The 21,197-nt window shown below is 63.9% G+C and carries 19 protein-coding genes, 1 tRNA gene and 1 pseudogene; 9 read left to right on the top strand and 12 right to left on the bottom strand.

Going from position 1 to position 21,197, the window contains the following annotated elements:
• Both Q0K62_RS04600 and Q0K62_RS04595 read left to right on the top strand, forming a co-directional pair.
• Positions 1–507: pseudogene (locus Q0K62_RS04600) on the top strand (tRNA pseudouridine(55) synthase TruB); the annotation flags it as partial.
• Between the two features lie 92 nt (positions 508–599).
• Positions 600–1,817, top strand: coding sequence for a riboflavin kinase (locus tag Q0K62_RS04595; protein ID WP_297316806.1), 1,218 nt, complete (start codon positions 600–602; stop codon positions 1,815–1,817).
• 228 nt (positions 1,818–2,045) lie between these two features.
• Here the strand turns inward: Q0K62_RS04595 and Q0K62_RS04590 are convergent, their stop codons facing one another.
• From Q0K62_RS04590 to Q0K62_RS04580, 3 genes are read right to left on the bottom strand one after another with little or no spacing between them, the layout of a single operon-like run.
• The gene (locus Q0K62_RS04590) at positions 2,046–2,819 is read right to left on the bottom strand and encodes an amino acid ABC transporter ATP-binding protein (RefSeq protein WP_297316805.1); all 774 of its coding nucleotides are present in this window, start codon (positions 2,817–2,819) and stop codon (positions 2,046–2,048) included.
• Positions 2,816–3,673, bottom strand: coding sequence for an amino acid ABC transporter permease (locus tag Q0K62_RS04585; RefSeq protein WP_297316804.1), 858 nt, complete (start codon positions 3,671–3,673; stop codon positions 2,816–2,818). The genes Q0K62_RS04590 and Q0K62_RS04585 overlap by 4 nt, the downstream gene beginning before the upstream one ends.
• A gap of 36 nt (positions 3,674–3,709) precedes the next feature.
• Complete coding sequence (locus tag Q0K62_RS04580; RefSeq protein WP_297316803.1) at positions 3,710–4,534, bottom strand: ABC transporter substrate-binding protein; 825 nt, start codon at positions 4,532–4,534, stop codon at positions 3,710–3,712.
• Between the two features lie 274 nt (positions 4,535–4,808).
• Between Q0K62_RS04580 and Q0K62_RS04575 the strand changes: the two genes are divergently transcribed.
• The gene (locus Q0K62_RS04575) at positions 4,809–5,642 is read left to right on the top strand and encodes a 5'-methylthioadenosine/S-adenosylhomocysteine nucleosidase (protein WP_297316802.1); all 834 of its coding nucleotides are present in this window, start codon (positions 4,809–4,811) and stop codon (positions 5,640–5,642) included.
• Here Q0K62_RS04575 and Q0K62_RS04570 read toward each other — a convergent pair.
• The 4 genes from Q0K62_RS04570 to radA all read right to left on the bottom strand — a co-directional run bounded on the left by Q0K62_RS04570 (position 5,617) and on the right by radA (position 10,759).
• Complete coding sequence (locus tag Q0K62_RS04570; protein WP_297316801.1) at positions 5,617–6,105, bottom strand: cupin domain-containing protein; 489 nt, start codon at positions 6,103–6,105, stop codon at positions 5,617–5,619. The genes Q0K62_RS04575 and Q0K62_RS04570 overlap by 26 nt on opposite strands.
• Before the next feature lie 27 nt (positions 6,106–6,132).
• Positions 6,133–7,521 carry an amidohydrolase family protein gene (locus Q0K62_RS04565; RefSeq protein WP_297316800.1) on the bottom strand — a complete coding sequence of 463 codons (1,389 nt, stop codon included), beginning with the start codon at positions 7,519–7,521 and terminating at the stop codon, positions 6,133–6,135.
• Positions 7,518–8,795, bottom strand: a complete 1,278-nt coding sequence (locus tag Q0K62_RS04560) for an adenosylhomocysteinase (RefSeq protein WP_366515884.1) — start codon at positions 8,793–8,795, stop codon at positions 7,518–7,520. Before Q0K62_RS04560 ends, Q0K62_RS04565 begins: the two co-directional genes overlap by 4 nt.
• A gap of 554 nt (positions 8,796–9,349) precedes the next feature.
• Entirely contained in the window at positions 9,350–10,759 is a 1,410-nt protein-coding gene (gene radA, locus Q0K62_RS04555) for a DNA repair protein RadA (RefSeq protein WP_297316798.1), read from the bottom strand.
• Between the two features lie 131 nt (positions 10,760–10,890).
• Between radA and Q0K62_RS04550 the strand changes: the two genes are divergently transcribed.
• Positions 10,891–11,505, top strand: a complete 615-nt coding sequence (locus Q0K62_RS04550) for a hypothetical protein (RefSeq protein WP_297316797.1) — start codon at positions 10,891–10,893, stop codon at positions 11,503–11,505.
• 68 nt (positions 11,506–11,573) lie between these two features.
• Positions 11,574–11,663: an AURKAIP1/COX24 domain-containing protein gene (locus Q0K62_RS04545; protein WP_003817716.1), complete on the top strand. Its 90-nt coding sequence runs from the start codon at positions 11,574–11,576 to the stop codon at positions 11,661–11,663.
• A gap of 137 nt (positions 11,664–11,800) precedes the next feature.
• On the opposite strand, the gene Q0K62_RS04540 is transcribed toward Q0K62_RS04545, so the two are convergent.
• The 5 genes from Q0K62_RS04540 to Q0K62_RS04520 form a co-directional block, all read right to left on the bottom strand.
• On the bottom strand, positions 11,801–12,175 hold the full coding sequence (locus tag Q0K62_RS04540) for a hypothetical protein (protein WP_297316796.1): 375 nt from the start codon (positions 12,173–12,175) through the stop codon (positions 11,801–11,803).
• Positions 12,176–12,368: 193 nt separating this feature from the next.
• Positions 12,369–13,067, bottom strand: coding sequence for a ribose-5-phosphate isomerase RpiA (gene rpiA / locus Q0K62_RS04535; protein WP_297316795.1), 699 nt, complete (start codon positions 13,065–13,067; stop codon positions 12,369–12,371).
• An 89-nt stretch (positions 13,068–13,156) separates the two neighbouring features.
• Positions 13,157–14,182, bottom strand: coding sequence for a ribonuclease H (locus Q0K62_RS04530; RefSeq protein WP_297316807.1), 1,026 nt, complete (start codon positions 14,180–14,182; stop codon positions 13,157–13,159).
• Positions 14,183–14,287: 105 nt separating this feature from the next.
• On the bottom strand, positions 14,288–15,961 hold the full coding sequence (pgm, locus tag Q0K62_RS04525; RefSeq protein ID WP_297316794.1) for a phosphoglucomutase (alpha-D-glucose-1,6-bisphosphate-dependent): 1,674 nt from the start codon (positions 15,959–15,961) through the stop codon (positions 14,288–14,290).
• 60 nt (positions 15,962–16,021) lie between these two features.
• Positions 16,022–17,110, bottom strand: a complete 1,089-nt coding sequence (locus Q0K62_RS04520; RefSeq protein WP_297316793.1) for a diacylglycerol kinase family protein — start codon at positions 17,108–17,110, stop codon at positions 16,022–16,024.
• Positions 17,111–17,293: 183 nt separating this feature from the next.
• Between Q0K62_RS04520 and Q0K62_RS04515 the strand changes: the two genes are divergently transcribed.
• The 4 genes from Q0K62_RS04515 to Q0K62_RS04500 all read left to right on the top strand — a co-directional run bounded on the left by Q0K62_RS04515 (position 17,294) and on the right by Q0K62_RS04500 (position 20,429).
• Positions 17,294–17,977, top strand: coding sequence for a serine dehydratase beta chain (locus Q0K62_RS04515; RefSeq protein ID WP_297316792.1), 684 nt, complete (start codon positions 17,294–17,296; stop codon positions 17,975–17,977).
• Positions 17,978–17,988: 11 nt separating this feature from the next.
• Complete coding sequence (gene sdaAA / locus Q0K62_RS04510) at positions 17,989–18,864, top strand: L-serine ammonia-lyase, iron-sulfur-dependent, subunit alpha (protein WP_297316791.1); 876 nt, start codon at positions 17,989–17,991, stop codon at positions 18,862–18,864.
• A 97-nt stretch (positions 18,865–18,961) separates the two neighbouring features.
• A complete protein-coding gene (gene serS, locus Q0K62_RS04505; protein ID WP_297316790.1) occupies positions 18,962–20,248 on the top strand; it encodes a serine--tRNA ligase in 1,287 nt (428 codons plus the stop codon).
• Positions 20,249–20,346: 98 nt separating this feature from the next.
• Positions 20,347–20,429: transfer RNA gene (locus Q0K62_RS04500), tRNA-Ser, on the top strand.
• Positions 20,430–21,197 lie beyond the last annotated feature (768 nt).

Genomic DNA, 21,197 nt, shown 5'->3' with positions numbered 1-21,197 from the left:
GATACGGAAGTGGTCGATCTGGATGTGGCGGTGACCTGCTCCAGTGGTACTTATATACGTGCCCTGGCCAGGGACCTGGGCGGCCTGTTGGGCACGGGTGGTCACCTGACCAGCCTGCGCCGAACCCGGGTGGGCCGGTTCGATATAGGAGACCCGGCCCTTCAAGGCAGGATCGTCACCGGTCAGGTCTCCTCCCGGACCTACAGGAACCGCCAGGGCCAGGAGGAGACCAGGAACCGGGTGGACCTGGCACAGCCCGCGGAGGAGATTCTGCGGGACTCGATCAGTCTGGTCGACGCAGCCAACCTGATCATGTCCACAGTCGAGGTGGACCGGGAGGAGGCGGCCATGTTGGCCAACGGGCGCTTCCTGAAGGCGCAGGTCAATGGGCCGACGGCTGCCGTGGCCCGGGATGGCGAGGGCCCGTACCTGGCGGCGGTCCTGGTTCCTTATAAGGATTCCTTGGCCAAGCCGGACGTGGTCTTCCACCGCGATTCCCAATGGTGAAGTGTATTGCCTGGGCTCCCGGCCTGGGTTAAAGTGCTAATTGACCGGGCCTCTTCCATACCGGGAGGGCCACCACAGTCGACGGGAAGCAGATGAAAGTCAGCAGGTTGAAACCAAATCCGGCCGGGATAGTGGAATGGCCGATGTTGAGTACGACCAGGGGTTCCGTGCTGACCGTGGGCGAGTTCGATGGGGTGCACCGGGGGCATCAGGCCCTGCTGAAACGCGTGGTCGACCTGGCGGCGGAATCCGATTCCACCTCGGTGGCCATCATGTTCGATCCCAGTCCCAAGCGGGTCCATCTCTACGCGGCCGACCATGTCATGGCCGACCTGCCCGATGGCCTGCTGGGCTATGACCCGGAAGAGGTCATGGGGGTAGATGAGCGCATCCGCCTGATGGAGGACCTGGGACTGGACCGGGCCCTGGTCGTTCACTACACCCTGGCCTTCGCCGCCAAATCATATCGGTTCTTCATCAGGCAGCTGGTCGACAAGCTGGGCATGCAGACCCTGGTCCTGGGCAGGGATGCCCGGATGGGGTCGGGACGGGCCGGCGATGTCACGGCCATAGGGAACCTGGCCGAGGAAACGGGTATGTTCCGTTTGGACCTGGTGGATGACAGGGGCCCCGGGTACGTCTCCCTGGATGGGCAGGCATCAGGTCCGGCCCGAGGTGGTAGCGGGGAGAGGGGAGAATCCACCCCCGCCGGTCATAGGAAGATCAGGGCCTGGAGTACATCCAACCTGCGGCACCTCCTGGCCCGGGGCCGTGTGCGGGAGGCGGGTGTGATACTGGGCCGTCCCCATTCGGTTGAGGGGGAGGTGGTCCATGGTGAGCAGCGGGGACGCGAGCTCGGCTTCCCCACAGCCAACCTGAGCCGGGAGCACAGCGGTTATATGCCGATGGATGGGGTCTACGCCGGCTGGCTGGTCGACATGGGCCCGTACCGGGCTGCCGGAGGCGGGGATGGGAAGGCTGTTCCGCCCCGGGACTCGTCTATGGGGCTCGACCTTCATGTCCGCCTGGCCCCTGGATCGCCCTGGCGGATGCCCGTGGCCATCTCAATCGGTACCAAGGAGACCTTCCTGCCCGAGGGAGGACGAGCGGAACGGGTGTTGGAGGCCAACGTCATCACCGCTGACTGGTTGGAGCTGTACGGGCACCGGGTTCGTATCGAATTCCTGGACTTCCTGCGCCCCCAGGAGCGGTATGCCGGTGCGGAGGAACTCAAGACCCAGCTGGCCCTTGATGCCGGTCGGGCCAAGGCCTTGACCGACCAGGCGGCGAAGGGGATTCAGGCGGCCTGATTCGAGTGGCCAGACTCACATTGGTCCGGTTGGTCCGGTTCATATGGCCCGACCAGGTCGAAAGGACACTCGGTCCGGGTCGGCCTGGGAGTCTGGCAGATGGGAGGTGGGCTGACCTGGTGGAGGCAGGGTGCCGGTTCAAGCGGAACCGGCACCCTGCATGCGCAAGCGAACATGCAGGATCCACCAGAGGTCAACCACTGGTGGGGCCCTTGCCTGCAGGTGCGCCTAGAGGCTACGGAAGTGGCTGAAAAACTCCTTGGTCCGGGGGTTCTCCGACTCGTCCATGACCTGGCGGGGTGATCCGTTCTCGGCGATGACCCCGTTCAGGAGGAGGACGATCCTGTCGGCCGCGTGGTGGGCGAAACCCATCTCGTGGGTGGCCATGAGAATCGTGGTCCCCTTGTCGGTCAGCTCCGAAACCATCTCCAGGACCTCGCCGACCAGCATGGGGTCCAGGGCCGAGGTGATCTCGTCCAGGAGAAGGAGTTCGGGGTCGGTCATCAGGGACCGGACGATGGCCACACGCTGCTGCTGCCCGCCGGAGAGCTGGTCGGGGTAGGCATTGGCCTTCTGCCGCATGCCGATCCTGTCCAGGAGCTCCAGTGCGCGCTCCCTGGCCTGGTCTTTGGGAACCCCATGGACCTTGATCGCACCCAGGGTCACGTTCTTCAGGACGTTCATGTGGGGGAAGAGGTTGAACTGCTGGAAGACCACCCCGATCCGTGACCGGCACCGGTCCCGGTCGACCCGGGGGTCGGTGATGTCGGTGTCGCCCAGCCAGATCTGCCCGTCATTGACGCGCTCAAGCAGGTTGATGCACTTCATCAGGGTGGACTTGCCCGACCCGGATGGACCCAGCAGGGCCACGGTCTCATGGGGTCTGATATCGAAGGAGATGCCCTTGAGGACCTCATTGCCGCCATAGGACTTCCGCACCTGGTCCAGGCGCAGGACCGGGGCCTCCGGTCCGGTTTCAGGGGTGCTGGTCGTAATGCTCATACCATCCCTCCGCTCTGTTCGCGCTTGCGTAGCCGGTTGGAGTACCAGTCGTTGAGAAGGATGAAAGGCACCGAGGTGGCGATGAAGAGTACCGAGGCCACCACATAGGGGGTGAAGTTGTAGCTGGTGGCAACCAGGATCTGCGCGGCCCGGACCGCGTCGACGGCACCCAGGACCGAGATCAGGCCCACGTCCTTCTGCATGGAGATGAAATCGTTCATCAGGGCCGGTGCCACCTTGCGGAGGGCCTGGGGAATGACCACGATCCGCAGGGTCTGTCCGGAGGTCAGCCCCAGGGAGCGTGCCGAGGCCCGCTGTGAAGGGCTCACGTCCTCGAACCCGGCCCTGAGCACCTCGGCCACATAGGCGGAGTAGGAGAGGATGACGGCCACGGTTCCCAGAAGGGCCACCGGGATGCGGCCGAAGATGGCCAGTCCGGGGATGCCGAACCCGATCAGGTAGAGGACCACGATCATCGGGATGCCGCGCATGATGGTCGTGTAGATCTGGGCCAGGGCCCTGAGCGGGAAGAGGAAGGGTGAGCGGCTTGTCCGGATCATGGCCAGGAGGGTGCCCAGGATGGCCACGCCGATGACGGCGAAAAAGAGGACCTGAAGGTTCAGCCAGAGCCCTTGCAGTACCTTGGGGAAGGCCTGGGCGAAGTACTTGCCGGAGAAGAACGACTCCTTGACCTTGGGCCAACCAGGCGCGTAATGCAGGCCCAGGGCCACCAGGAAGGCCAGCACCAGGGTGCTGACGATGCTGGTGGCCACGGATTGGAGGTTCTGGCGACGGTCGTACTGCTCCCGTTCCCTCTGGACATCACTGATGTGTACTTGAGCGGTTGATGACATACCTGACCGATTCCGATTCGATTGGCCCTGCTTGGGTCAGCCCAGGGTGGGGGTGGAGGTGTACTCGTGCAGCCATTGCTGTTGGAGTTTCTTCAGGGTGCCGTCCTTGTCCAGGTCGGTCACCGCCTTGGAGGCCGCCTTGGTCAGTTTGGAGTCCTTGGGCAGGACGATGCCCATGCCCTCGGGGTCCTCGGAGCCCTTGATCTGGCCCAGGACCGAACCCTCCTTGACCTGCTTGGATTCCACGATGTTGTAGGCCGATGGGGTATCGATGACCAGGGCGTCGATCTGGTTGGTATCCAGGGCCTGGGCCAGTGTGGCGTTGTCGTTGAAGGTTTGGATGTCCTTCTTGATCTTGTCCTGGGCCACCGTGTAGGAGGTGGAACCGACCATGGCGCCGATCTTGGCGTCCTTGAGCTGGTCGATGGACTTGGCCGAGGCGAATCTGGAACCCTTGTGGATGACCAGGGCCTGGGTGGAGTTGTAGTAGCTGGGTGTGAAGTCCACGGCGTTCCTGCGTTCCGAGGTAATCGAGAATTGCTGGATGTTCATGTCGAAGTCCTTGGTTCCCGGCGCGATGGCGGCATCGAAGGAGGTGCGGATCCACTTCACCTTGTCCTTGCCGAATCCCATCTTCTCGGCCACGGCGTAGGCCACGGCGGCTTCATACCCCTTGCCGGACTCCGGCTTGTTGTCCTGCACATAGGGGGTGTATGCGGGATCTCCGGTGGCGATGGTCAGGGTGCCCGGGTTGATGGTCTCCTCGGTGATCGATCCGGACTTGGCTGATGACTCCCCCGAGGAGCCGGAACCACAGGCCGCCCCCGACATCAGGGTCGCGAAGGTGAGGGTCGCGACCATCAACCTGGTCGTCGTCTTTCTGCTGAAGAGGGTCATGGTGGATTGCTCCTTAGTGACAATGACGGTGGCGGTTACTGGGTCGATCCCGGTCAACAACCGGTCTCGGCAATCAACTTCTCAACCGTTCGGACTGAACCATACTACCGGCAGAGCCCTACCGGGTGATACCCGTTTTGGCGGGACGGCCGATGATGACACTTCGGTTTTTCTTATAACGGCTTCAAGGTTTCATGAATGCCGCGCATTTGTCGGCCTTGTCGGGGACCATCGAACCATGGATAGGAACAATGTCACCACACTTGCGGTGCAGTGCGCCCTGGACAGGGAGGCAGCCCCGATCCTGGCCGCCCTGGACCATGCCCGCGAGCTCACCCTGATGGGCTATCGGCTCTCGATCGGGACCTGCGCAGGCATGGATCTGGTGGTCTGCGTCGGAGGGATGGGGGTGGCGAATTCGGCCTCCTGCACCCAGTTCCTGATTGACAGGTTCAACCCGCAGGCCCTCATATTCAGTGGCATCGCGGGTTCCATCAACCCCTCCCTGACCATCGGTGACCTGCTGATAGGGGCGGAGCAGCACTATGCCGAGTCCAATACGGCCATCATTGCCGAATGCCCGCCCTATCTGGAGTATTTCCCCGCCGACCCCGACCTCCTCAAGGTCGCCATTCGGGCGGCCGAGGCCCTGGGGTACGGACGGGCGGATTCCGTGGGCGACCTGGTCGGGTCGGGTCGGTGGAGGGGACGCATCGCCCTGCCGGCACCGGCCGCGGAGGTCGCCCCGGAGTCTGACCCCGGGGCGGGGGGCCAAGGGGGCCACTTCGTGGTCGGGAACATCTCGACCAGCGATCGCTTCAACACCGACCCTGAGGTGCTTGATGACCTGGTCACCAGGTTCCAAGCGGATGGCGAGGCCATGGAGGAGGCCGCCGCCGCTCAGATCAGCGGAAAATGCGGGGTGCCCTTCCTCTGTCTGCGAGGCATCAGCAACCCCTGCGGCCAGGCCTATGACGACCTGAACAAGAGTGAGGCGAACATGGGCAGGGCAGCCGATACAGCCGCACGGACGGTCCTGAAGATGATCAGTCTGCTGAATCCTGAAGGGTGAATCCCTCAAAGGTGAAGCCGGGACTGACCACGCAGGAGACCAAGGCGTCGCCCCGGCCGGGGAGGGTGCGCTGCCAGCACCCCTCCGGGACCAGGTGGTGTCCGCAGGGGTCGGTGCCGGGACCGATGTCGCCCACCCCGGTCAGCTGCGCCCCAAGGGTGATGTCCGTCAGCTCTGCGGAATCCTGGGAGGGGAAGTCCCCGTACCCGCCCAGCTGGAGGTGGACCGGAGCCGGACCGTGCCAGAGCCAGATCTCGTCGGCATCCACCTTGTGCCAGGCACTGGCATCCCCCTCGGCCAGGAGGAAGTAGATCAGGGAGGCCAGTGGTCGGCCGCTGGCGGCGTCCTCGTGGAGGCTCCGCCAGTCGCTGGTGTACCAGCCGCCTTCCGGGTGGGGGGTCAGGCCCAGGCGGTCCACCAGGGATCGTGCGTAGGCGCTCATATCCTGCAGTGCGATGCTCATAAGGGTCTCTCCATCCTTCCGGTACGGTCAGAAGATACCGGCATTGTAAGCCACCTGCCCGGAAATGAGGGTGGCCCTGTTGTGACCTCCGCCCGAGGCCACCAGTTCCTCCAGTGTCCGGTCGATGGCCTCGGCGTTTGCCGCCTGGACGGGTATGTCCATGAAGGCCAGGTCGGCCAGGGCTCCGGCGTTGATCTGCCCGATTCGGTTGGCGGCCAGGTGCTGACCCATGGCGGCGGCCCCGTTCAGGGTCATCATGTGAATCAGGCGGCGGGGAAGGTCGCGTCCCCCATAGCCTTGCTGGCGTGCCAACCGGTACAGTGCCGCGCTTTCATCCATCAGGTCGAGGCTGGGGGAGCTGGAGAGGGAGTCGGTTCCCAGGCAGAGGGCGTTGCCTTCCTTCAGGTACCGGCTGACGGGTGCGTCCCTGCCGGTGTTGGTGATCCGGTTGGATCGGGGGCACAGGGCCACCGAGACCTGACGCTGACGGAGGGTGCGCCGGTCCTCCTCGTCGGCCCAGACACCGTGGGCGATGTGGACATCGGGCCCCAGTGAACCCAACTGGTCCACGAACTGGATGGCCGAGAGTCCCTGCCCCTCCCTCTTGAGTTCCCTGTAACTGGACCAGGTCATGTCGCCCAGGAGGGCGGTCGACCTGGCGGGCCTTGACCCGTCGGCCTCCAATCCGGCCTCCAGGGGTGTCTCGGCCAGGTGGATGTGCAGGCGCATGTTCAGACGGCGGGCGATGTCGGGCAGATCCACGAAGGGCTCCGCCTCCAGTGTGTAGGGGGCGTGGGGGCTGATGCCGAGGTGGCGGACGTGTTCCTCCTCCAGCCGCCGCAGCTGGAGGTTCAGACGGTACTTGCCCCGGTCATCCCATTCCCGGTTTCCCCAGCCCATGACCTCCCAATAGGTGATGCCGTGCATGCCCTGGGAGACCATACCCGCCGCCGCATCCAGGTCGGTCACGATGTCGGCAGCCGCCGTGGTTCCGGATTCGACGCACTGCCTGGCACCCTCCATGGCCCAGGACCGCCAGGCGTGTGGCCGGGTCTCGTCATCGTAGATTCGGTTGAAGGCCTCCTCCCAGGCGTGGAAGTCCTCGTACTGGCCCTGGCCGACCTCGGCCATGCCGGTGTACTGGAGATGGGTGTGGGCGTTGACCAGCCCGGGCATGATGATCCCGTCCCAGTGCCGTTCAGTCACCCTGCCCCGGGGGGCTTCCCCCTTGAGTTCCTGCATGACCCATGCGCGCGTGCCCACGTGGATGACCCGGTCACCGCTGACGGCGACGGCTCCATCGAGGATGACCGGTGCGGTGACGGGTATGACCATCCTGGCCGAGTAGACGGTCACATTGGCCAGGCTGTCCTCGCCCAGACCCAGGTTGCCCAGTGTCGATGATGTGGTGCTCATGCCTCTCTCGACCCCCTTCGGGCATCGAATCGGGTGGTTCTCCAGTCCTGCGCGGAGGGACATGCCTGCCTTCGGGCCTGGTGGCCACGGACCTTCAGCGCCAGGGAGGCGATGCGTCTGTCGACCTGGTCGGGGAGCCTGTGGACCCGGTGGGCAAGGTTCCGTCCCTGCCGGAGCAGGTGGGCCAGGGCCGAGACCTGAACGGCGAAGCTCAGGTCCATGATCTCGATCGGGTTGCCTCCCCCGGCCGTGTAGTTGACCCCGTCCCCATGGCTGAGCAGGGTCAGCTCCGGTCCGTTCGGAACCTCGATGGTCGAGACCTGGTCCTCCTGGGACAAGTCCCGCCCGGGAAGGCGGTCCAGGGCTATCTCATTGGCGATACCGCCTATGACGGCCAGGACGGCCCCGGGTCTCATGGCCCGCATGTCGTCCAGGTCCACGGTATGGACGACCCCTGTGGCCGAGATGACCATGTCGGCCCGGGGGAGCGCCTGTGGGGTGTCCAGGGCGGGGAATCCGTCAAAGACGGCCCGCAGAGCGGCCCGGGGGTCGATGTCGCTGACGCTCACCCGGGCACCCAGGGCCCGGGCGCCCAGGGCGAAGCCGCGCCCCACCGGTCCGTAGCCGATGACCAGGACCCTTTGGTCCTGGAAGCACTGGGCCCCAAGGAGGTCCTGCATGGTGGTCAGGCAGGTCTCGCCGGTGCCATGGGCATTGTCGAAATCGGTCTTCATCCGGCTGTCGTTGACGGCTATGACCGGGAAGGTCAGGGCGGCATCCTCCTCCATGGCGGCGAAGGCCCTGACCCCGGATGTGGTCTCCTCCGCCACACCCATCAGGTTGGCCGCCAGTTCCGGGCGGTCGCGGAGGGCCAGGCGGGCGAAGGAGGCACCGTCGTCGATGATCAGGTTGGGTTGAATCCTGTCCATCAGGTCCAGGGCCCCCTGCCTGGCCTCATCATCATCCCAGGAGGAATCGGCGCAGACGGTGATTCCTTCCCTCTTGAGCTGTTCGGCCACCCTCTGATCCACGGCTCCGGGTTCGCAGTAGACGCCCACCTGCGCCCCCGCCCGCTTCAACTCCCTGAGCAGGACGGCCGTCTTGGGTTCAAGGATCAGGCAGGCCGCGATTCGTGCCGACCCGAAATCCACTTCGGTCCGGAGCTCCTCCAGGAGCCCCCTCAGGACGGGCATTCGGGATTGGGCCCAGGCAATGGCTTCGGCCCCGCTGACCCGGCGCATGTCGTTCATCGTCTCGACGGAACCGAATGTCATGTCGAAATCACCGGCGGTGGTGGCCTGTGGGCTTCCTGCCGGCTTGGTTCCGGGATGCAGGGAACCGTCAGGATCCGGGCCGGTGACGCCCCTGCCCTCCTCATCGCAGGGCCGTGCCGGTCCAGGGCATCCGGATTCGGCTGACACCCCTTGGTTCGCCTTGGCATGCGTGACATCCGGGTGTTCGGTCCCATCGGCGTCCGCGATGATCATCCCCCATTGCCCGGCTTGGCTGATCACCCTTTCGCTCAGCTCCCGGCCATGTAAGGCGTCGAGGGGGGGAACCAGCCTGGCCCCGGCCAGGGAACGGTTGCTGGACTGCGACATGGTTGCCGCCCAGATGGGGAAGTCCATATCCTCTTCGGGCATCTGATTCTTGGCCATACTGTCTCCTGACGGTCCGGGTTTGCTGCCATCTTATAGTGTGTCGGCACCGGCGCCACCCGCATGGGCGGGGGCGGGGCGTTATCTCTTTGCGCCGGTATTCCCCAAAGCGCCGGAACGCTACCTGCCTGGGTGGTGGACTGCGGCAGGCGACCGGCCGTGGTCGGTGTTCAACGAACCTCCAGGGCCTCCAGGGCATCGGCCAGGGTGGCGACTTCGATCGTTTCCAGACCGGGAACGGGTTTGGTGGCCCGCTTCCCCCTGGTCACCGGTACCAGTGCCTTCGTGAAGCCCAGCCGTGCGGCCTCACTCAGTCGATGATTCAACTGGGGTACGGGCCGGACCTGGCCGGTCAGGGAGATCTCGCCGATGGCACAGGTGGTCTTTTCGATGGGCTTGGACCTGGCTGCGCTGGTCAGGGCGGAGACGATGGCCAGGTCGCACCCGGGTTCCTTGGCCAGGCCACCGGCGATCGTCGATACATAGAGGTCCTTGGTGAGCAGGTTGACATGCCCGTGCCGGTAGAGGACGGCCGCCAGCATGGCCAGGCGGTTGGGGTCGATACCGTTGGTGTTGCGTCTGGGCGTGGGCAGGACGGACCCGGTCACCAGGGCCTGAATCTCAATGGGCAGGCTCCGGTGACCGTCCAGGGTGAAGGTGACGCAGGTCCCGTCCACCTGGTCCTGGGAGGTGGAGAGGAAAAGCCCGGTGGGGTCGTTCACCTCTTCGATGCCCTGCTCGCCCATGTCGAAGCAGCCGACCTCGTCGGTCGGTCCGAACCTGTTCTTGACGGCCCGCAACATGCGCAGGGCGGTCTGGGGGTCTCCCTCGAACTGGCAGACCACGTCGACCAGGTGTTCCAGGGTGCGTGGACCTGCTATGGACCCGTCCTTGGTCACATGCCCGACAAGAAGAACGGGGATGCCATAGGTCTTGGCCATGTCGATCAGCGATATGGCCACCTCCCGTACCTGGGTGGAGCCCCCTGAGATTCCATCCACCTTGTCGGAGACGACGGTCTGGGCCGAATCGACGATGACCAGGTCGGGTTTTTCCTGCTCGATCAGCCCCAGGACCGTGGCCAGGTCGGTGGTTGATGCGAGGAGGAGGGATTCCTTGACGGCTCCGACCCTGGTTGCCCTCATCCTTACCTGGGCCTGGGATTCCTCGCCGGAGACATAGAGGACCTTGGCTCCGGCCCCATCACTTCCGGCCACCTTCCCTGCCGCTTCCAGGAGGAGTGTGGACTTGCCGATGCCTGGTTCCCCGGCCACCAGGATCACCGATCCGGGGACGATTCCCCCGCCCAGGACCCTGTCGAACTCGGCGAATCCGGTCGGCACACGGGTCAGACGGCCCGGCCCCACACGGGTGATGGGCCTCGCCTGGAGCGAGCCGGGCGCGACCGGGCGTGTGTGGCTTCCGCCTGCCGTGGCCCCCGGTCCCTCGGCGCTGCCGAACCGGGCTTCGCGGAACTCTTCAACGGTACCCCACTGCCCGCACTGCGGGCAGCGTCCGAACCACTTGCCTCCGGTCCATCCGCAGTCCGTGCAGACGTATTGCATCGCAGTCTTGGCCATACCTGCACGCTATCCAATTTGAGCGACAAGGGCCAGACCTGTTCGTTACCGGCCCCGTGGTTCACCTGAAAGCGAAGCGGCTGCATCGACTCTTCGCATTGACATCACCCGGCCTATGAGAGAATGGAGCCATGTCCACTACTCCATCATCAACAGTTCGTCGTCGTCGTATCACCCTGGTCATGGCCCTGGCCGCCGTGGTGGTCCTGGTCCTCCTGTCCGCATTCGTCTGGCCGCACTGGGCCGTGAAGGGGCAGGAACCCAGCGCCGGCACCACCTCCGGTCAGAGCCAGGGTCAGGGCAGGCCCAAGCCGAAGATAGACGCCCAGCCGCTGCCGCAGAATGCCAGCGAACTGCTCAAGGCCATGCCCGACACCGTTGCCGACTTCGCCCGCACCAAGGCGGATCCCGCTACGGAGTGGGGATCCAGGACCCCCATTGAGGAGTACACCCTGATCTATTCCACGGGGCAGCCCGGCAAGGATGTGACCCTCCACCTGGCCCAATGGACCAAGGCCGAAGATGCCAGGCAGGCCTATGATTCGTTGACGACCGGGATGACCGGTAAGGAGCTGGCCTCCGGCAAGGTCAAGGCCGGGGGTAGTGCCACCGGCTCCTATGTGGAGAAGGAGGTGGCCGGGGATGCCAAATCGGCTCAGGCCGTATGGCAGAACGATACCGTCGTCTTTCAGGCACAGGGATCCAAGGCGGCTCTGGAAGCCTTCTACAGGGCATTCCCGCTCTAGTAGTCCCGCAAACGGTGTACGATTGGGCAAGTTGGACACTTCCAGGTATATAAGGATCGGAGGCTCGGATGGGTTCTGTCATCAAGAAGCGCCGCAAGCGGATGAGCAAGAAGAAGCACCGTAAAATGCTGCGCAAGACTCGTCACCAGCGCAAGTAGCTTTATGACTTATGGCTTTTGGGCCTGAAGAAGTCCCCGGATCGGTATGATTCGGGGACTTCGTGTATTGGCACCCGTCGGCGGTCCACCCGGGTTCGCCAGGAGAGGTTGGGCACAGTCATCCGTCATGTGAGGACTCATGCCGGGTCATGGCCAGCCGCGGTGAATGCTCGGTATGTGCGTCGCGCGGCGAAATTCATATCACAGATGGCCAGCACCGTCTCGATGCTGAATGCGCCCAGGCCTATCATGAAAGACCGGGAGTCCATGTTGGGGAGGATCAGGATGGCGATGCCGAAATTGAACCAGATGGTGCCCATAATCAGCATTCCGGTTGATTCTGCTTTCTGCACGTGCCTCCACAGGGAATCCGTGCGATAGTATCGTGACGGTCCACTCAGCATGGCGCTGCGATGAACACTTCCCCTGCGCATGCGTGTGCCCAAGATCAGTATCAGAATTGATGCGACAATCAGTGCCAGGCCGCCTATTTCAGCATAGAAGTCATCCATTGCTGGCCCACCCCCATCCGCATGGCCCCCACCGGCCGGATTCTCCGCTGAAACCACGTCTCGATGTCTATGTTACCACCGGCAAAGGGATATGCTCAGCCAATCGAACACGGTGGTCAGACGACCCATACAAACAACGAACCCCTCCGAATCCATGGAATGCTCGGAGGGGTTCCGCGGATCTGGTCCGCGCCTACTTGTTGGAATTGGTCATGATCCTGGGGCCGTTGGGGTCTCCGACGATGACCGTGTCGACCATGTTCAGGAAGAGTCCGTGCTCCACCACACCCACGGTGGTGATCAGGTCCTCGGCCAGGTCCCGGGGGTGGTCGATCCGTTCCATGTGCAGGTCGATGATGTGGTTGTGTTCGTCGGTCAGAACCGGCTGGCCCTGGGTATCCAGACGGAGGACGGGCTGGTAGCCGCGCTCCTTGAAGCGGTCCAGCACGTGGCGCTCGCCGAAGGGGATGACCTCCACGGGCAGGGGGAAGCGGCCGATGGTGTCGACCACCTTGGACTCGTCGACGATCCATACGATCTTGCGGGAATTGGTGGCGACGATCTTCTCCCAGAGCAGGGCCGCACCACCGCCCTTGATGCCGTCGAAGTTCCTGTCCACCTCGTCGGCCCCGTCGATGGTGACGTCGATGTGGTCCACATCATCCACATCGACGATCTTGATGCCGTACCCCTCCGCCTGCTCTTTCGTCCGGCGTGAGGTGGTCACCCCTGTGAACTCCAGGCCCTCCTCCTGGACGCGGCGGCCCAACTCGTCGACGAAGAAGCGCACGGTCGAACCGGTGCCCAGACCGGCGACCATGCCCTCCTCGACCAGCTTGGCGGCCTCGATGCCGGCGGCCTTCTTCAACGCATCCTGTTCGGACTTATCCATGTGAACTCCTTTACGCGCTCCCGTTCGGGCGGCGCAACTCAACACTCAAGTGCTTCCCATCCTACGCGTTGGCCTCCAGGATGTCCCCTTCAGTCCCGAGTCTCGATGCTGTGAAGCCGGAAGGGGGCCTGATCGATGATCACCGTTCCGTCCGGTGCTATATCCGCATCCAGCTCGATCCGACCCGAAATGTGCAAGGCCTGCCCGGCGAATCTGGTGCTGCCCGAAGGGGGAGGGGTGATCCGGACCCTGCCGGTGGCCTGGAGTCCCCTTGCCTGGGAGCCGGTCCCGGACGTATCCGGATTCTTATCGGAGGTATCGGTTATCGGCTCCACCTGCCCTTCAGAGGCGGTCTCCTGGTCCTGGTCGATGTCGTAGGCCTGGTCGGTCCCTTCCTCGTCCACCGGATCAGGCGTTTTGGTATCCTTGGCCTCGCTCATCGTGGTGACGTCGTCCATCGCCTCCGCGGTATCCGCTGCGCCCGACTCGCCCGCATCCTCTGCCAGGGAGGTCTGCTCGGACGGGCTCATCCTATCCCGTCTGCGTCCCTGGTCATCCAGGACGGTGGGGCCGCCATCCAATTCCTGACGAACCGGGTCGGGAACATCCAGCCCCTCCGCATAGTCGGAATCCAGCAGGGACTGCCATCCCTCGATGGGCAGTGAACCCTGGCGGCTGCCATCCCGGGCATCGGCGGCATAGCCGCGTGCCAGGGTGTCGACCTTCTCGTTGAACCGGTCCCCTGCGTGGCCCTTGATCCAGACAAACCTGACCGATCCCTTGCGTTGGCGGATCTCCTCATCGATGGCCATGATCAGCTGGCGGTTTTTGACCGGCTTGCCCTGGGAGTTCTTCCATCCCTTCCTCTTCCAACTGTGCACCCACTTGGAGGAGCAGTTGATCGCGTATTGGGAGTCCGATTCGATGACCAGTGGACGGCTTCCACGATGCGCCCTCAGGGCCTGGAGGACGGCGCACAGTTCTCCGATCTGGTTGGTTCCATTGCTGGCGCCGCCGGCATCGGCATCCCCGCCCCTGTGATCGGCCCAGGCCCACCCCATGGGCCCGTTGGGGTTGTCCAGCGCGCTGCCATCGGTCGAAACCACCAGTTCCATCTCGTTGCTCATGTATCCAAGCCTAGACAGGGCATGAGAAAACCCCGCAACCGAATACCTTGGTTGCGGGGTTTCGCTTGGGTTCGATTCAGCCCTGGAGAGTGCTCAGTTCAGGGCCTTGTCGACCACCTGCCCGGCCTCGTCCAGGACCTGGTCCAGGGCCTCGGGGGAGACGAAGGACTCGGCGTAGACCTTATAGATGTTCTCCGTTCCGGAGGGGCGGGCGGCGAACCAGTTGTTCTTGGTGGTCACCTTGAGGCCGCCGATCCTGGCCTGGTTGCCGGGGGCCTCCGTCAGCTTGGCCGTGATGGGCTCCCCGGCCAGGGTGGAGGCGGTCACGTCATCGCCGCTCAGGTGGGCGAACTTCTGCTTTTGCTCCAGGGTGGTGGGGGTGTCAACCCTCTTGTACCAGCTCTGGCCGAAGCGCTCGACCTGCTCCTGGTGGAGCCGGGCCGGGTTCTTTCCGGTGCGGGCCGTGATCTCGGCGGCCAGGAGATCGGGGATCAGCCCGTCCTTGTCGGTCGTCCAGACCCGGCCGTTCCGGCGCAGGAAGCTCATCCCGGAGCTCTCCTCGCCTCCGAAGGCAACCTCGCCCTTGAAGAGGGGATCGACGAACCACTTGAAGCCCACCGGAACCTCGATCAGCCTGGCCCCGATGGAGGCGGCCACACGATCGATCAGGGAGGACGAGACCAGGGTCTTGCCGACTCCTGCGTCCCGGGGCCACCCGGGCCTGTTGCCCGAGAAGAGGTAGTCCACGCAGACGGCGATGTAGTGGTTGGGGTTCATCACCCCGCTGTCCGGGCAGACGATGCCGTGTCGGTCAGCGTCGGGGTCGGTGCCGCCCACCAGGTCGTATGAGCCCCAGGCCCCGGAGTTGAGTCTGTCGACCAGGCCTTTCATGGCGTAAGGGGAGCTGGGGTCCATGCGGATCTTCCCATCATGGTCGATGGTCATGAACCGCCAGGTCGGGTCCACCTCGGGGTTCACCACTCCGATGCTCAACCCGTACTTCTCGTTGATCAAGGGCCAGTAGTTGACCGAGGCCCCTCCCAGGGGGTCGATGCCCAGGCGCACGCCCGAGGAGCGAATCAGGTCGAAGTCGATGACGTTGCCCAGATCGGCCACATAGTGCTCGCGGAAGTCGAACCGTTCCACCAGGTCGGACCTGATGGCCTGCTCGAAGGGGATCCGCCTGACCTGCCGGTAGTCGCCCAGGAGTTCGTTGGCGCGCTGGGCGATGGCGTTGGTGGTCCCGGCCGATGCCGGGCCGCCGGTGGGCGGATCGTACTTGAACCCGCCGTCGGTGGGCGGGTTGTGCGAAGGGGTGACCACAATGCCATCCGCCAGGTCTTCGCCGGAGAAGCGCTGGGTGCCGTCGGTCGCCCGGTTATGGGTCAGGATCGCCTGGGAAATGGTGGGGGTTGGGGTGTAGTCGTCGTTTGCATCGATCCGCACCCGGACCCCGTTGGCCGTCAGTACCTCGATGGCGGTCTTCCAGGCCGGCAGGGAGAGACCATGGGTATCCCGCCCCAAATAGAGGGGACCGGTCACCCCCTCGGCCTTGCGTCGTTCGGCGATGGCCTGGCTGATGGCGACGATATGGGCCTCGTTGAAGGAGGTGGTCAGGGACGATCCGCGGTGACCGGAGGTGCCGAAGGAGACCTTCTGGGCATCGTTGCCGGGTTCGGGGACCAGGTCATAATACTTGCCGATCAGGTCGTCCAGATCGATCAGGTCGTCAGGGGTGGCGGGCATACCCGCATTCTGTGCTGTCATGCCTTCCATCATGCCACCGGTATGCGAGAAACCACTTCCGGGATTACCCCCCAGGCGGGGTCAGTCGGTCTGGGGGACCCGAACGTTCAAGGCCCGCTGCTCCACTTCAAGGGCTATATGCTGCGTCTCTCCCAGGATGTCGCCGTCGACCTGGGCCAGGGCAGGGTCCTCCAGTCGAATCTCCGCCCGGGCACCCTGGAGCTGGACGATGGTCGAATTGGTGGAGAAGGGGGACTGGCTGGCCTTCCTGGTGATGGTCTGGTGCATGACATCGCCGAAGAGATTGGCCCAGCCGATCAGTCCGGCCGAGGTGTCGATGATTTCGAAGTCCAGGAGCCCGTCGTTCCAGGAGGCGTTGGGCATCAGGGAGAAGCCTGGTATTTCGCCACAGTTGCCGGCCATGAAGGTGCGGAAGGTCACCGAGGTGTTGGTCTGGGTCACCTGGTCCTGGCGGGTGATCGAGATGTCGCCTGTGTACTTGGGGGCGAAGAGATGCTTGGCCCCGCTGATGAAGTAGGCCAGCCAGCTGACGGTCCTCTTCAGGTTGGGATCGGTGTCGTCGATCATCAGGGCATCGAAGCCGATGCCGGCGATGATCAGGAAGGCATGGCCGCGGTCCTTCTCCTTCCCGTCCAGGAGGTACATGCGCCCGACATCCACCAGGTTGGACCCGTGGGAGGTGGCCACGGCAAGGGCTGCGTCCAGATCGCCGACGGGGATGCCCATGTTCCGGGCGAAGAGGTTGCCGGTTCCGATGGGGATGATTCCCATGGCGTGGCCCGTGCCTGCCATGGCGCTCGCCACGGTGCGGACCGTGCCGTCGCCGCCGACGGCCACGACCACCTCGGTCCCCTGGTCCAGGGCCATTCGTGCACAGGCCCTTCCGTCCTTGTCCAGCTGTGTTTCGATGAAGCGGATATCCTGGATGTGCTTGGCCCTGCAGTAATTCTGGATGTGCCAGCGGGTCTGGGCGGCCTGGGGCTTGGATGGGTTGATGATGAAAGCGTAGCTGACCTGGTCGTCATCCCTGGCTTCCATCCTGCGGGCGAACTCCCGCCTCCTGTAGGCGCGCGAAAGGAGGACCACCATCGTTGCGACGATGGCCAATCCTGCCAGAATGCACAGGATTATGAGTGCTGGAGTTGGCATGGTTCCATTGTGCCTTTCCCTGTGGGAGGGGGCGGTCAAGGCGTGTCAGACATGAACGAATCCTCTACGTTGCCGGGCTTCTTGCGCATTCGGCCCGCGGGGTGTAAACAATGCTTTGGTGAGATTGGCCGCTTGCTGCCGGACGGGGCTTCAGGTGTCGGGAGGAAGCAGTGATGGGACGTGATGATGGGTAAATATCGCAGTGTGTTCGATATCATCGGCCCGGTCATGATCGGGCCCTCCAGCTCCCATACCGCCGGGGCCGTTTCCATTGGGCGGATCGGGCATATCCTGGCCGGGGGCATGCCCGATAGGGTCATCATTCGATATTATGAGTCCTTCGCCCGTACCCATAGGGGTCACGGCACCGATTATGCCATCGTCAGCGGGCTTTTGGGTCTGGATCCGGATGACCCCAAGGTGCCCAATGCCATGGCCATCGCCCGCGCCGTGGGTGTGGATATTGAATTCGTCGAGGAGGATGGTGACAGTCCCATCCACCATCCCAATACGGTCGTTCTTGATATGGTCAGGGCCGGGGAGACCATATCACTCTGGGCCTGCTCCATCGGCGGAGGAACCATTGAGGTGCGTAGAATCCGCCTGGGTGGCTATGACGTGCGCCCGTCCGGTCCGCTCCCCATGCTCTTCGTCGAGGAGGATGGGAGGCAGGACGATGTTGACGCGTCCCTTGCAAGGATTCAGGCGGTGCTGGGGCAGGAAGGCGAACCGGTGCGAAAGACCATCTACCCCATGGTGGATGATGAGGACCGGCGCATGGTCGGGTTCGACCTGGATCATCCCCTCTCCGCGGCACAGCGGGAGAGGATCGGCTCCCTCTCGTCGAGAATCATGTATCTCGAGTAAAGGAATGTGTCATGTTCGGTTCGATCGCTGATCTGGTGAGTGCCGCCGAGGAATCCGGGGAACCCATCTCCGAGTTGATGATCCGGGAGGAGTGCGCCGGTTCCGGTCGGACCCGTGACCAGGTCTGGTCGAGGATGGACCGTGACCTGGACGTCATGCTGGCTGCGGTCAAGAGGGGTTCCGAGGGCCGGGGGGTCTTTTCCAAGACAGGATTGAGCGGGGGAGAGGCGGCCCTTCTGGATAAGTACAGACGTGAGAGGACCACCCTGAGTGGGGACACCATGGTTCGGGCCCTGGTGGCCGCCATGGCCACCAACGAGGTCAACGCCGCCATGGGGGTCATCTGCGCCACGCCGACCGCCGGATCCTCGGGTACTCTGCCGGGTGTCATAACAGCCCTGCGGGAACGGATCGACCTCTCCAGGGAGGGCCAGGTAAGGTGCCTCTTCACCGCCGGCGCCTTCGGTCTGGTCACCGCCAACAATGCCATGATCGCGGGAGCGACGGGCGGTTGCCAGGCGGAGGTCGGCAGCGCTTCGGCCATGGCGGCAGCCGCCGCGGTCGAGGCGGCGGGTGGTGATCCGCAGACCTGTGCCGAGGCCTTCGCCATGGCCATGAGCAACCTGCTGGGCCTGGTCTGTGACCCTGTTGCCGGACTGGTCGAGGTCCCCTGCGTCAAACGGAACGCCATAGGGACGGCCAATGCCCTGATCTGTGCCGACATCGCCCTATCGGGAGGCACCAACAAGATTCCGGCGGATCAGGTGGTGGAAGCCATGAAGTCCATCGGCGAGGCCATGCCCGCCTCCCTGCGCGAGACCGGGGTCGGTGGCCTGGCCGGCACCCCCGTCGGCAGCGAGTTCCGCAAGACAATTTTCGGCGATTAGGCCTGCCGGGACCGACCGGTTGCCTGGGATGAAGACGCCCGGTCCCCCGGCCCTGGCCCGATGCCCCCGTGTCGCTTGGCGGCAGTAGAATCCAACTATGCTAGATATTCAGTTCATTCGTGAGCATCCCGATGTCGTCAAGGAATCCCAGCGTAAACGTGGGGAGTCCGTGCAGCTGGTGGACGAGGTCCTCAAGGCCGATGACGAGCGCAGAACCGCGCTCCAGACCTATGAGAGCTCCAGGGCCGAGCAGAAGTCCCTGGGCAGGCAGGTCGCCTCGGCCTCGGGTGACTCCAAGGCTGAACTGATTGCCAGGACCAAGAAGCTGGCCGAGCAGGTCGGGCTGAACAAATCGGCTTCCGAGGAGGCCACGGCGGAGTACACGAACCTGCTCTGGCGGTTCAGCAATCTGGTTGAAGCCGAGGCCCCCGAGGGTGGCGAGGACGACTATGTGGTCGTCAAGAAAGTCGGCACCCCCCGCGATTTCGAGGACGAGGGGTTCGAGCCCAAGAATCACCTGGACCTTGGTGTGGGCGTCGCCGGCATCGACATGCGCCGCGGCGTCAAGATCTCCGGCTCCCGCTTCTACTTCCTGCGTGGTGACGTGGCCCGTATGGAGATCGCCATGCTGACCATGGCCGTCGACCAGGCCCAGCAGCACGGGTTCATTCCCACCATCACCCCCACCCTCGTCCGTCCCGAGGTCATGGCGGGCACGGGCTTCCTCAACTCCCATGCCGATGAAATCTACCGTCTGCGTGAACCCGACGACCAGTACCTGGTGGGCACCTCCGAGGTGGCCCTGGCCGGCATGCACGAGGATGAGATCATGGACCTGTCGGACGGGCCTCTGCGCTACTGCGGTTGGTCCAGCTGCTACCGGCGTGAGGCCGGGGCCGCAGGAAAGGACACCATGGGCATCATCCGCGTCCATCAGTTCAACAAGGTGGAGATGTTCGTCTACTGCAGGCAGGAGGATTCCCGCGACCAGCACCGGCAGCTCCTGGCCATGGAGCAGGAGATGTTGGCCAAGGTCGATGTACCTTATCGGATCATCGATACGGCGGCCGGCGACCTGGGTTCCTCGGCCGCACGCAAGTTCGATTGCGAGGCCTGGGTGCCGACACAGGGGAGGTACCGTGAGCTGACCTCCACCTCGAACTGCACCGAGTACCAGGCCCGTCGTCTGAACGAGCGTGAACGTCTGGACGATGGGTCCACCCGTCCGGTCAGCACCCTGAACGGCACACTGGCCACCACCCGCTGGCTTGTCGCCATCCTGGAGAATCACCAGCAGGCGGACGGCTCCATCGAGGTGCCCCAGGCCATGCGTTCCTATATGGGGGGCAAGGAGGTCATCGAGCCCACCACTTGGGAGGCCTGATTCAGGGGCCTACCCGGCAGGGTCGAAAGACGCCCCGGCGGAATGTCGGGTTTCGGGGTGTCGTATCATGGTAGACGTGCCCGGTAAATCGGGCTGATGGACAGGTGTCTGAGCGGCCGAAAGAGACGGTCTTGAAAACCGTTGAACGAAAGTTCCGCGGGTTCGAATCCCGCCCTGTCCGCAGCAAGGCCTCGTGATATCCGGGGCCTTTTTCTTGATTCTCTTTTTTTTCCCCCCCCCCCCCCCCAGTTGATGGTCTGTGTGTTCGGCGTAGGAGCATCACATGGTTCGTATCGAAGGTGATCGTAAAGGTCGAGGGGACCCATGGCTGAGTGCCGACGCCCGTCAACGGTGACAGCATCGACAAGGGTCCCGTCGGTTCCTTTGCCGGTGGCAGGATCGGGCTGGTCGGAACGCCGGCCGGTGGTGATGCCGCCGGTGTCGGTGCTTTGTCCTGTGAAGAAGCGGTTGAGGGGTTATCTATCTTTGGCGGGTTCTGTCGACCCTGGTCTACGGGAGGGGGCTGAGATTCATCGACCCCCCCCCCCCACCGTGCTATTTCAGAGTCCGCGGACGCTGTGGATGCGGCAGAAGAAACAGGGCTGTCGCCGGCTGCAGGGTCCGATAGGCGGAGCCAAAGCAAGCAGAACGGCAGCGACCTGTGACAGGTGTGGCATTCCTTCAAAACGTCGCAGAAACAACCTCATCCCCTACGGGCTTCCCACGCCCCCGACGGTGGATGCTCGTCCCATGGCTTCTGGCCCCTACCATCCCCTGCTTCCTGATATTGAACATGGATGGAAACCAGCCAATGCGATTCTCCATAGCATGTCAGTCTGCAATACCAATCATTGGAAGGATGCCGGTGGTCGGGCAGGGGCGGCCCACCTTTTCAGCTATCAGTCCCGTCCCGGGCTTCTCACCGTGGCAGATTCGCCGTGTTTCCGAT

The organism is uncultured Bifidobacterium sp. (assembly GCF_945269915.1).
Taxonomy (GTDB): Bacteria; Actinomycetota; Actinomycetes; order Actinomycetales; family Bifidobacteriaceae; genus Bombiscardovia; species Bombiscardovia indica.
The sequence above is the reverse complement of the archived record's forward strand: the minus strand, read 5'-3'. Positions and strand labels throughout refer to the sequence as shown.

Coding starts and splice junctions, on each gene's coding strand:
- Q0K62_RS04520 (WP_297316793.1), bottom strand. CDS start 17,110: ATGCCAACTCCAGCACTCATAATCCTGTGCATTCTGGCAGGATTGGCC.
- Q0K62_RS04545 (WP_003817716.1), top strand. CDS start 11,574: ATGGGTTCTGTCATCAAGAAGCGCCGCAAGCGGATGAGCAAGAAGAAG.
- sdaAA (WP_297316791.1), top strand. CDS start 17,989: ATGTTCGGTTCGATCGCTGATCTGGTGAGTGCCGCCGAGGAATCCGGG.
- Q0K62_RS04515 (WP_297316792.1), top strand. CDS start 17,294: ATGATGGGTAAATATCGCAGTGTGTTCGATATCATCGGCCCGGTCATG.
- rpiA (WP_297316795.1), bottom strand. CDS start 13,067: ATGGATAAGTCCGAACAGGATGCGTTGAAGAAGGCCGCCGGCATCGAG.
- Q0K62_RS04540 (WP_297316796.1), bottom strand. CDS start 12,175: ATGGATGACTTCTATGCTGAAATAGGCGGCCTGGCACTGATTGTCGCA.
- Q0K62_RS04575 (WP_297316802.1), top strand. CDS start 4,809: ATGGATAGGAACAATGTCACCACACTTGCGGTGCAGTGCGCCCTGGAC.
- Q0K62_RS04590 (WP_297316805.1), bottom strand. CDS start 2,819: ATGAGCATTACGACCAGCACCCCTGAAACCGGACCGGAGGCCCCGGTC.
- serS (WP_297316790.1), top strand. CDS start 18,962: ATGCTAGATATTCAGTTCATTCGTGAGCATCCCGATGTCGTCAAGGAA.
- Q0K62_RS04560 (WP_366515884.1), bottom strand. CDS start 8,795: ATGACATTCGGTTCCGTCGAGACGATGAACGACATGCGCCGGGTCAGC.
- radA (WP_297316798.1), bottom strand. CDS start 10,759: ATGGCCAAGACTGCGATGCAATACGTCTGCACGGACTGCGGATGGACC.
- pgm (WP_297316794.1), bottom strand. CDS start 15,961: ATGACAGCACAGAATGCGGGTATGCCCGCCACCCCTGACGACCTGATC.
- Q0K62_RS04595 (WP_297316806.1), top strand. CDS start 600: ATGAAAGTCAGCAGGTTGAAACCAAATCCGGCCGGGATAGTGGAATGG.
- Q0K62_RS04585 (WP_297316804.1), bottom strand. CDS start 3,673: ATGTCATCAACCGCTCAAGTACACATCAGTGATGTCCAGAGGGAACGG.
- Q0K62_RS04550 (WP_297316797.1), top strand. CDS start 10,891: ATGTCCACTACTCCATCATCAACAGTTCGTCGTCGTCGTATCACCCTG.
- Q0K62_RS04580 (WP_297316803.1), bottom strand. CDS start 4,534: ATGGTCGCGACCCTCACCTTCGCGACCCTGATGTCGGGGGCGGCCTGT.
- Q0K62_RS04530 (WP_297316807.1), bottom strand. CDS start 14,182: ATGGAACTGGTGGTTTCGACCGATGGCAGCGCGCTGGACAACCCCAAC.
- Q0K62_RS04565 (WP_297316800.1), bottom strand. CDS start 7,521: ATGAGCACCACATCATCGACACTGGGCAACCTGGGTCTGGGCGAGGAC.
- Q0K62_RS04570 (WP_297316801.1), bottom strand. CDS start 6,105: ATGAGCATCGCACTGCAGGATATGAGCGCCTACGCACGATCCCTGGTG.